Raw genomic sequence first — 11,279 nt, forward strand, 5'->3', positions numbered from 1 at the left:
GGTATCCGCATGTGCCGGTGATGAACGCGTATGGGCCGACCGAGTGCTCGGACGATGTCACCCATGCCGTCATCCGGGCCGGTGACCCGCTGGGCGCCCGTGTCCCGATCGGCTCGGCCGTCCGCAACACGTGCCTGTATGTGCTGTCGGACGAGTTGCAGCCGGTGCCGGTGGGTGTGCCGGGTGAGTTGTATGTCGGTGGGGCGGGCGTCGGCCGGGGGTACCTGGACGATCCGGCACGTACGGCCGGGACCTTCGTTGCGGACCCCTTCGGGCCTGCCGGGACGCGGATGTACCGCACCGGGGACCGGGTGGTGCAGCGGGCGGACGGTCAGCTGGAGTTCATCGAGCGGCGTGACCACCAGGTCAAGATCCGGGGGCGCCGGGTGGAGACGGGTGAGATCGAGGCGGTCATCCGTTCCCTGGAGGGTGTGACGGACGTGGCGGTGGCCGTGCTGCCCGACGCTTCCGGCAACCCCCGCCTGGTCGGCTACCTCACCGGACCGGGCGTCGATGCCGACCAGGTGCGCTCGGAACTCGTCCGGCTGCTCCCGTCGTACATGATCCCGGCGTCCTGGCTGGTGCTGGAGGCGCTGCCGCTGACGGCCAACGGCAAGCTGGACCGCAAGGCGCTGCCCCGGCCGGCCCTGGCCGGGCAGGAGGCCAAGCGGGCGGCGGGCAACGACCGTGAGCGGGTTCTGTCCGGGATCTTCGCCGATGTCCTCGGGGTCACCGAAGTGGGCGTGGACGAGGACTTCTTCGCGCTCGGCGGTGACAGCATCCGCTCCATCCAGCTGGTCAGCCGGGCCCGCGCCGCCGGGCTCGCCCTGACCACCCGCGACGTCTTCGAACGGCGCACGGTCACCGACCTCGCCCGCGCCGCCACCGAGGCGCCCGCCGAAGAGGCCGCAGCGCCGGAGCCCGCCGACCCGCTCATCACCCTGTCCGCCGAAGAACTCGCCGACCTCGAACTTGAGTTGAGTGAGGACCTGACGTGACCGAATCCAGCACCGGGTCGAAGATCAGCGCAGTGCTTCCGCTCTCGCCGCTGCAACAGGGGCTGCTCTTCCTGTCCTCGTACGACCGCGCGGCGACCGACCACTACGTCCTCCAGTTCACCGCGGACATCGAGGGCGACGGCACCGAACTGGAACGCAGGCTGCGGGCCGCCTCGGCCGCGCTGCTGCGCCGGCACCCGAACCTGCGGGCCTGCTTCCGGCACCGCAAGAACGGCGAGCCGGTGCAGATCGTGCTCCGCGAGGACGACGTGACGCCCGAGTGGGCCGTGCACGACCTCACCCGGCTGCCCGCCGGGGAGCGGTCCGCCGCGGCGGACCGGCTGGCGCGGGAGGACCGCGGGCGCCGGATCGACCCGGCCCGCCCGCCGCTCATGCGGTTCAGCCTCGTCCGGCTCGGTGAGCGCAGCCACCGGCTGGTGTGGTCGGTGCACCACATCCTGGTCGACGGCTGGTCACTGCCCCTGGCGGTACGCGAACTCACCCTGCTCGCCGGCCGGTCCGGGGAACCGCCGGCGCCCGCGCCGTTCAGCTCCTACCTCGCCTGGCTCGGCACCCGCGACAAGAACGCGGCGCGCGGTGCCTGGGCCGACCTGCTGCGCGGGCTCGACGGTCCCGTCCGGGTCGCCCCCGACGCCACCGGCGCCGGGGAGCCGCCCGTCGAGGCCGAGGCGGTCCTGCCGCGCGAGCACACCGGCGCGCTGCTGGCGTGGAGCCGGGCACAGGGACTCACCCTCAACTCCGTGGTGCAGGGCTGCTGGGCGCTGCTGCTCGGCCGGCTCACCGGCCGTGACGACGTCGTCTTCGGCGCCGTCACGTCCGGGCGGCCCGCCGAGGTGCCGGACGTCGAGTCGATGATCGGGCTGTTCGCCAACACCCTGCCCGTGCGGGCCGACGTACGGCCCGGGCGGCCGGCCGGTGAACTCTTCCGGGACCTGGCCCGGCAGCAGGTCGCGATGATGCCGCACGAGCACCTGCCACTGGCCGAGGTGCAGGCCGCCTGCGGCATCCAGGGCGAACTCTTCGACACCGTCCTCGCCTTCCAGAACTATCCGCTGGACGAGGAGGAACTGCACCGCGGCACCGGCGGCACGGTCTCCGCCGCGCGGGTGCACGCGGCCACGCACTACCCACTCCACCTGACCGTGCTGCCAGGCGAGAGCCTCGGGCTGCGGCTGTCGTACCGGGCGTCGGCGCTGGGGGAGGGCGCCGAGGCCGCGCATCGGCTGCTGGACCGGCTGGTCCGCACCCTCGCCGAGGTGGCCACCACCCCGGACGCCCCCCTCGCCCACCTCGGCGCCCTGGACCCGGCGGAAGAACACCGCATCCTCACGGAGTGGAGCACCACGCCGGTCCCTGTCGGGCTGTCTGTCGCCGGCGCCGCCGGGACTGCCGAGACCGTCGAGGCCGTCGAGGCCGTCGAGGTCGGCACCCCCGGGACGACCCTTGCCGCCCGGTTCGCCGCCCAGGCCGCCCGTACCCCCGATGCCGTTGCCGTCACCGATCACACCGGGGTGCGGCTCACCTACCGTGAGCTGGACGAGCGGTCGAACCGGCTGGCCCACCTGATCGCGGCTCGCGGGGCCGGTCCGGAGGACTTCGTCGCCGTGGCCCTGCCACGCGGGTCCGAGCTGATCGTCGCCGTGCTCGCGGTGCTCAAGGCGGGCGCCGCCTACCTGCCGCTCGAACCCACGCACCCGGCCGAGCGCGTCGCCCACACCCTGCGGGACGCCCGCCCCGCGCTGCTGCTGACCACCACCGGGACCGCGCTGCCCGGCCCGGCGGACGTGCTCGGCCCGGTCCGCGTCGACCTCGACACGGACGCCGTCGGCGCCGAGGCCGCCGCCCACCCGGTCACCGCGCCCGAGCCCGCCGCCCTCACCCCGGACCACCCCGCCTACGTCATCTACACCTCCGGCTCCACCGGCCGGCCCAAGGGCGTGGTCGTACCCCACCGGAACGTGATCCGGCTGCTGGACGCCACCGACGGCTGGTTCGGCTTCGGCCCGGACGACGTGTGGACCCTCTTCCACTCCATCGCCTTCGACTTCACCGTCTGGGAGCTGTGGGGCGCGCTGCTGTACGGCGGGCGCCTGGTCGTCGTACAGCACGACGTGGCCCGCTCGCCCGACGCCTTCCTGGACCTCCTCGCGGCCGAGCGGGTCACCGTCCTCAACCAGACGCCGTCGGCCTTCTACCAGCTGATGCGCGCCGACGCCGACCGGCCGCGCGACCTCGCCCTGCGCCACGTGGTGTTCGGCGGCGAGGCGCTCGACCTCGGCCGGCTCGCCGACTGGTACGCCCGGCACCCGGACGGCCCGCGCCTGGTCAACATGTACGGCATCACCGAGACCACCGTGCACGTGTCGTACCAGGAGCTGGACCGGGACCTCGCGGCGGCCGGCCGGGGCAGCGTCATCGGGCGCGGCATCCCGGACCTGCGGGTGTACGTCCTGGACAGCGCGCTGCGGCCGGTGCCGGCCGGTGTGCCCGGCGAGCTGTACGTGGCCGGCCCCGGGCTGGCCCGCGGCTATCTGGGCCGGCCCGCGCTGACCGCCGGACGGTTCGTGGCCTGCCCGTACGGCGAGCCCGGCGCGCGCATGTACCGCACCGGCGACCTCGGCCGCCGGCGGTCCGACGGCACCCTCGAATACCTGGGCCGCGCCGACGAACAGGTGCAGCTGCGCGGGTTCCGCATCGAACTCGGCGAGATCGCCACCGTGCTGGGCCGGCACCCCCGGCTGGCCGAGGTGGCCGTCGTGGCCCGCGAGGACCGGCCCGGCGACCCGCGCCTGGTCGCCTACGCCGTCCCGCACGACCCGGACGGCGGCCCCTCGGACCGCGAACTGGCCGCCGAGCTGCGGGCGTTCGCCGCCGAGCGGCTGCCCGACCACATGGTGCCCGCGGCCGTCGTACGGCTGCCCGCGCTGCCGCTGACCGCGAACGGCAAGCTCGACCGGCGGGCCCTGCCCGCGCCCGTCTACACCACCTCCGACCGCGCCCCGCGCACCCGCGAGGAGGCCGTCCTCTGCACGGTCTTCGCCGCGGTCCTCGGGCTCGAACGCGTCGGCGTGGACGACGACTTCTTCGCCCTCGGCGGTCACTCGCTGCTCGCCACCCGCATCGTCAACCGGGTCCGCGCCGAACTCGACGCGCGACTGGAACTGCGGGACCTGTTCGAGGCCCCGAGCCCCGCCGCGCTCGCCGCCCGGCTGACCGGCGCCGCGCCCGGCCGGCCCGCGCTGACCCCCCGGCCGCGCCCGGCGGTCGTCCCCCTGTCCCACGCCCAGCAGCGGCTGTGGTTCATCGAGCGGCTCGGCGCGCCCGGCGGGCTCTACGCCATCCCGCTCGCGGTCCGGCTCACCGGCCCGCTCGACGTCCCCGCGCTCCACGCGGCGCTGCGCGACCTCGTCGCCCGTCACGAGGCACTGCGGACCGTGTTCCCGGCGCGCACCGCCACCCGTGCCGCCACCGGCCCCGGTGCCGGGCACCCCCCCGTCCCCGGCACCGGTCCGGCGGACGGCGTCGGCCCGGCCGAACAGCGGGTGCTCGCGCCGGCCGACGCCTGCGTGCCGCTGCCCACGAGCGCCGTCGACGAGGCCGGGCTGCCCGCCGCGCTGGCCGCGGAGGCCGCCCGCGGCTTCGACCTGGAGACCGGGATCCCGCTGCGCGCCCGGCTGTTCGCGCTCGGCCCCGACGAGCACGTCCTGCTGCTCGTCCTGCACCACATCGCCGGCGACCGCTGGTCCCTCACCCCGCTGCTGCGGGACCTGACCGCCGCCTACGCGGCACGCGGCGCCGGGCACGCGCCCGAACTGCCGCCGCTGCCGGTGACGTACACCGACTTCACGCTGTGGCAGCGCGACCTGCTCGGCGACGCGGACCAGCCGGACAGCGAACTCGCCCGCCAGCTCTCCTACTGGACGACGGCCCTCGCCGGCCTGCCCGAGGAACTGCCGCTGCCCCGCGACTTCCCGCGCGGCGTCCGCGCCGGCCACCGGGGCGGCACCGAGCGCGCCGTCCTGCCGGAGGAGCCGGCCGCCCGGCTGCGGGAGCGGGCGGCCGAGTGGAACGTCAGCCCGTTCATGGTGCTCCAGGCGGCCCTCGCCGCCCTGCTCACCCGGCTCGGCGCGGGCACCGACATCCCGCTCGGCACCCCCGTGGCGGGCCGCGCCGACGAACGCCTCGACGACGTGGTCGGCATGTTCGTCAACACCCTGGTGCTGCGTACCGACACCGCCGGCGACCCCGGCCTGCGCGCGCTCGTCGACCGGGTGCGCGCGTGGGACCTGGCGGCCTTCCGGCACCAGGACGTGCCGTTCGAGAAGCTGGTGGAGGTCCTCAGGCCCGAGCGGTCGCCGGCCCGGCACCCGCTGTTCCAGGTGATGTTCGCCTTCCAGCAGCAGGCCTTCCGGCAGCCGGAGACGGTCACCGGCCCCGCCGGGTCGGCCGGGCTCGCGGTACGGCCCGAGGAGGTGCCGTCGGCCACCGCCAAGTGGGACCTGTTCTTCCAGTTCACCGAGGCGGGGCCCGGCATCGAGCTGGCCCTGGAGTACAGCGCCGACCTGTTCGGACCCGGCACCGCCCGGAGCATCGCCGACGCCTGCGTACGGCTGCTCGGTGCCGCGCTGGCCGACCCGGACCGCCCGCTGTCCCGGCTGGACCTCCTCGGCGCCGAGGAACGCGCCGCGCTGCTGGCCCACGGCACGCGCCGCACCGGCACGCCCGCGGCCACCCTCACCGAACCGGTCGCCCGGCGGGCCGCCGCGACCCCGGACGCGGTCGCCCTCGTCCACCGGGACCCGGCAGGCCGGATCGTCCACACCGGCTACGGAGAGCTGTGGGACGCCGCCGGCCGTCTGGCCCGGCTGCTGACCGACCGGGGCATCGGCCGCGGCGACCTGGTCGCGCTGTGCCTGGAACGCGGCCCGGCCACGGTGACCGCGCTGCTCGGCATCGCCCGCTCCGGCGCCGCCTACCTGCCGCTCGACCCCGCCTACCCGGCCGACCGGATACGGGACACGCTCACCGACGCCGGGGCCCGCCTGCTGCTCACCGAGGCATCCCTGACCGCCCACTGCACACGGGCCGCCACACCCGGCGCCGAGGAGCACGCGCGGGGCGCCGCATCCGGCGTCGGGGAGTCCGTCGCCGAGGAGCACGCACGGGCCGCCGCCTCCGGCGACCGGGACTCCTCTGCCGGCCAGGGCGCGCGGGCCGCCGGTTCCGGTGTCGAGGTCGTCGTCCTCGACGCGCCCTGCACCCGGGAGGCCCTGGCCGCGCTGCCCGGTGACGGGCCGGACGTGCCCGCGCCGCACCCCGACGACCTGCTGTACGTCATCTACACCTCGGGCTCCACCGGCCGCCCCAAGGGCGTGGCCGTCTCCCACCGGGCCGCCGCACGCCTGGTGCACGGGCTGCCCGAGCTGCGGTTCACCGCCGACGACACGTTCCTGTACTTCGCGCCGGTCGCCTTCGACGCCTCCACGTTCGAGATCTGGGCCCCGCTCGCGCACGGCGCCCGGCTCGCGGTCTGTCCGCCGGGACCCGCGGACCCCGAGGCGCTCGGCACGTTCCTGCGGCAGGCCGGGGTGACCGTCGCCTTCCTCACCACCCAGTTCGTCAACGCCGTCGCCGACACCCGGCCGCGCGCCCTCGCTCCGCTGCGCGCCCTGCTCACCGGCGGTGAGGCCCACTCCCGCGACCACCTGGACCGGCTGCGGGCCGCGCTGCCGGACACGGCGGTGTACAACGTGTACGGCCCCACCGAGACCACCACGTTCGCCACCCTCCAGGACACCGCGGACGCGGTCGACGCCCCGGCCGGCGTGCCCATCGGCCTGCCGGTCGGGGACACCGGCGCCTACGTCCTGGACGAGGCACTGCGACCGGTGCCGCGGGGGGTGGTCGGCGAGCTGTACCTGACCGGCCCCGGGCTGGCCCGCGGCTATCTGGGCCGGCCCGCGCCGACCGCCGGACGGTTCGTGGCCTGCCCGTACGGCGAGCCCGGCGCGCGCATGTACCGCACCGGCGACCTGGTGCGCTGGGACGCCCGTGGCCGGATCGACTACGTGGGCCGCGCCGACCACCAGGTCAAGATCCGCGGCTACCGCATCGAACCCGGCGAGATCGAACGCCGGTTGACGGCGCACCCGGCCGTCGCCCGGGCCGCCGTCCTCGCCCCCGCCGACCCCCTGGGGCGGCGGCAACTGGTCGCCTACGTCGTCCCCGCCGCCGGCGGGCCCGCGCCCGAGCCGGACGACCTGCGCCGGCACCTGGCCCGCGCGCTGCCCGACTACATGGTGCCGGGCGCCTATGTGCCGCTGCCGGAGCTGCCGATGACCGTCAACGGCAAGCTCGACGTCGCCGCCCTGCCGCCCGCCCCGGCCCGTCCCGCCGGCTCCGGCGCCGTGCGTCCGCCCCGCACCGACGCCGAGCGGCGGCTGTGCGCGGCCGTCACGGAGGTGCTCGGCGTGCCGGCGGGCCCCGACGACTCGTTCTTCGCGCTCGGCGGCGACAGCCTGAAGGTGATCCGCCTGGTCAACACGGCCACCGCGGCCGGCCTGCGCGTCACACTGGCGTCCGTCTTCGAACACCGCACGCTGGAGGCGCTGGCGGCGAGCGCCGTGACCGGGGGCGGGACCGCCGGCCGGCACCCCGCCCCGGAGACCGCCGGCGCACTCGCCGGCCAGGGTGCCGTCGACCTGCTCGGGCCCGTGCTGCCCATCCGCTCCGCCGGTACTCTGCCGCCGCTGTTCTGCGTGCACGGCGGGCTCGGCTTCGGCATCCCGTTCGCCGCGCTCGCCGAGCACCTCCACCCCGAGCGGCCCGTGTACGCCCTCCAGGCCCGTGGTCTCGGCGACGACGGCCCGCTGCCCGGCAGCGTCGGCGAGGTCGCGGCCGACTACCTGGCGCGGATCAGGGCCGTACAGCCGCACGGCCCGTACCACCTGCTCGGCTGGTCCTACGGCGGCATCGTCGCCCACGAGATCGCGGCCCTGCTGCACGCGTCCGGCGAGCAGGTCGCCCACCTCGCCAACCTGGACGCCTACCCCGACGACGGGCGCGGCGTCCACCCCACCGACGCGGAGTTCCTCGCCGACTTCCTCGCCGAGGCCGGCGTCGACAGCACGGGCCTGGACCGGCTCGACCCGGCCGCCGTCGCCGCCCACCTGGCCCGCACCGGCGGCCCGCTCGCCGGGCTCGGCCAGGCCACCCTGGAACGGCTGCTCGTGGTCATGCGCAACCATCTCGACCTGGTCCAGCGGCACACCCCGACCCGTTTCGACGGCTGCCCGACGACGCTGTTCCGGGCCGCCGACGGGCTCTCCGCGGAGGAACGCGCGCTGAAGACCAAGAGCTGGGAGCCGTACCTGGGCCGGCCCGTCGAGACGCACGACGTGCCCTGCGGCCACCAGCAGATGCTGCGGCCCGTCCCGGCGGCGCTCATCGGCGCCGCCGTGGAGCGCCGGCTGGGCGCCGTCGCCGCCGCCCGCTGACCCGACGCCGTACCACCCACCGACCGTCCACCACCGTCCGAGATCTGGAGACCCGCCATGGCCAATCCCTTCGACAACGAAGACGGCACCTTCCTCGTCCTCGTCAACGACGAGGGGCAGCACTCCCTGTGGCCGTCCTTCGCCGCCGTGCCCGACGGCTGGCGCGTGGTCCTCGACGCCACCGACCGCGCCTCCGCCGTCGCCTACGTGGAGAGCAACTGGACCGACCTGCGCCCGCTGAGCCTCCAGCGGCAGGCGGGCTGACCGTGGCCGCGTCCGACACGGCGATCCTCGCCGAGGGGCTGGGCAAGAGCTACCGCTCCCACACCGCGCTGCACGGCATCGACCTGGCGGTGCCGGCCGGCACCGTCCTCGGGGTCCTCGGCCCCAACGGCGCCGGCAAGACCACCACCGTGCGCATCCTCGCCACCCTGGTGCGGCCGACCGGCGGCCGGGCCATCGTCGCCGGGTACGACGTGGTCCGCGAGGGCCGGGAGGTGCGCCGGCGCATCGGCCTGGCCGGGCAGTACGCCGCCGTGGACGAACTCCTCACCGGGCGCGAGAACCTGGTCCTGCTGGCCCGGCTACTCCGGTTCGGCCGGCGCGGTGCCGCCCGCCGGGCCGCCGAACTGCTGGACCGGTTCGAGCTGACCGAGGCCGCCGACCGGCCCGCGGGCACCTACTCCGGCGGGATGCGCCGCCGGCTCGACCTCGCCACGTGTGTCATCGGCGACCCCGAGGTGCTGTTCCTGGACGAGCCCACCACCGGTCTGGACCCGGCCAGCCGCAACGTGCTGTGGGACGTGGTGCGGGACCTGGCCGCCGGCGGCGTGACCATCCTGCTCACCACCCAGTACCTGGAGGAGGCCGACCAGCTCGCCGACCGCGTCGCCGTCATCGACGCCGGCCGGGTCATCGCCGAGGGCACCCCGGACTCCCTCAAGCGGCAGGTCGGCAGCGACCGGCTGGAGGTGACCGTGGCCGGCCCCGAGGACCTCGCCGACGCGGTCGCCGCGCTGGCCGTGCTCGGCGGTCCGGCCCCCGTCACCGACGAGGCCGCCCGCCGGGTGTCCGTCCAGCTCGGCCCGGACGGCCTGGACGACCTGGCCCGCGCCGCGCAGGCCCTGCGCGACAAGGGCGTACCCACCGTCGATATCGACCTGCGCAAGCCCACGCTCGACGACGTCTTCTTCGACCTCACGGGCACGAACGCCAAACAGCCCCCGCAAGACCCCGCGGAACCGGTGCCGGTCGCGGAGGAGCGACCCGCGCGGGCCGCGCGGGCCGCGCGAGAAGAGTCCCTGACGGTCGTGGAAGAACCCCTTGTGCCGGTCGTGGAAGAAGCCCTCGTGCCGGCCGCGGAAGGAGGGCCCGTGCGGGCCGTGGAAGAAGCCCCCGCGCCGGCCGCGGAAGCGGAGCCCCCGGCGGTCGCGGGCCCGCAGTCCCTGACGGTCACGAAAGAGGAGTCCCAGTGACGGCCACGGCCACCGCTCCGACCGCCCCGTCCCGGGCCGCCGCCCGTCCCGGTCCGGGCGGGCCCGTGCGCGGTCACCTCGGTGACACGTTCGCCCTGGCCGGGCGCCATCTGACCCATCTGCGCCGCTCACCGGGCCGGCTGGTGCTGGTCACCATGAACCCGCTGGTGATGCTGATCGCCGTCGGCTACCTCTTCCGCGGCTCCATGCACATCCCGGGCGGCGTGGCCTACGAGGACTTCATCATGGCCGGCATCGCCATCCAGGTCGGCCTGACCGGCGTAGGCCCCACCGCCATCGGCGTCGCCCTGGACCTGCGGCACGGACTGGTCGACCGGTTCCGCTCGCTGCCGATCTCCCCGTCCTCCGTGCTGCTCGGACGCACCCTGTCCGACCTGGTCGTCGGCGCGGTCAGCCTCACCGCGGTCAGCCTCGTCGGCCTGGGCGTGGGCTGGCGCCCGCACGAGGGCGTGCTGCGCACCGCCGCCGGCTTCGGGGTGCTGCTCGCCTTCGTCTACGTGATGACCTGGGTCGGCATCCTGCTCGGCACCACCCAGCGCAACATCGAGGCCATCGACGGCACCGGCGCGCTGGTGCTGGTCATCCTCAGCTTCCTGTCCAACGCCTACGTCCCCGTCAGCGGCCTGCCCGGCTGGCTGCGCCCGGTCGCCGAGTGGAACCCCGTCACGTCGGTCGTCACGACCTGCCGGCGGCTGTGGGGCAACGACCCGGGCGTGGCGGCCTCCGGCGGCTTCCCGGCCCACCATCCGGGCCTGGTGACCGCCGTGACGCTCACGGCGCTGCTGCTCGCCGCGGTGTGGGGCGGCGTCCGCGGGTTCCGCCGCGCGGGCGGCCACTGACCGCCGTCAGTGGTCCGTCAGTTGACGGTCACTGGGCAGTCATCGCAGCTGTCTAGGTTTTTGCCGAGCCCCATCGCTGCCCATTTCCCGCAGCTTTCCCGCTCTTTTCGAATTCTCCTCGCAGGTCTTCCGCGAATCACCCACCGGCCATCCGAAAACGGAGGAACGAGCCATGACGACGGCCGCTCCCGAGCGCCTCACCCGTATCCGGGAAATCATCGCCGAGAACATCGACGTGGACCTGGAGCGCCTTTCCGACACGGCGCTCTTCATCGACGAACTGGGCGCGGACTCCCTGAAGCTGATCGATGTCCTCAGCGCGCTGGAAATGGAGTACTCCATCGTCATCGACATGAACGAGCTGCCGAAGATGGTCAACGTGGAGGCCACCTACGAGGTGGCCGCCACGGCCGCCGGCTGGTGACGCCC

5 protein-coding genes and 1 pseudogene are annotated in these 11,279 nt (G+C 75.3%); all 6 read left to right on the top strand.

Annotation, left to right across the window (positions count from 1 at the left end; all coding sequences use genetic code 11):
- On the top strand, positions 1-998 hold a 998-nt coding region (locus IE273_RS26700), incomplete at its 5' end, for a non-ribosomal peptide synthetase (protein WP_189817728.1).
- A complete protein-coding gene (locus IE273_RS26705) occupies positions 995-8,515 on the top strand; it encodes a non-ribosomal peptide synthetase (RefSeq protein ID WP_189817729.1) in 7,521 nt (2,506 codons plus the stop codon). The genes IE273_RS26700 and IE273_RS26705, both read left to right, overlap by 4 nt.
- 57 nt (positions 8,516-8,572) lie before the next feature.
- Positions 8,573-8,779 (top strand): MbtH family protein, encoded by a 207-nt coding sequence (locus tag IE273_RS26710; RefSeq protein ID WP_189817730.1) that lies wholly within the window; start codon positions 8,573-8,575, stop codon positions 8,777-8,779.
- 2 nt (positions 8,780-8,781) lie between these two features.
- A pseudogene (locus IE273_RS26715) lies at positions 8,782-9,789 on the top strand (ATP-binding cassette domain-containing protein); the annotation flags it as partial.
- 197 nt (positions 9,790-9,986) lie between these two features.
- Entirely contained in the window at positions 9,987-10,850 is an 864-nt protein-coding gene (locus IE273_RS26720; RefSeq protein WP_189817732.1) for an ABC transporter permease, read from the top strand.
- A 172-nt stretch (positions 10,851-11,022) separates the two neighbouring features.
- Positions 11,023-11,274: an acyl carrier protein gene (locus tag IE273_RS26725; RefSeq protein WP_189817733.1), complete on the top strand. Its 252-nt coding sequence runs from the start codon at positions 11,023-11,025 to the stop codon at positions 11,272-11,274.
- The last annotated feature ends 5 nt before the right edge of the window (positions 11,275-11,279 follow it).

Origin of the sequence: Streptomyces olivaceoviridis (assembly GCF_014650115.1) — a bacterium.
Lineage (GTDB): Bacteria > Actinomycetota > Actinomycetes > Streptomycetales > Streptomycetaceae > Streptomyces > Streptomyces olivaceoviridis.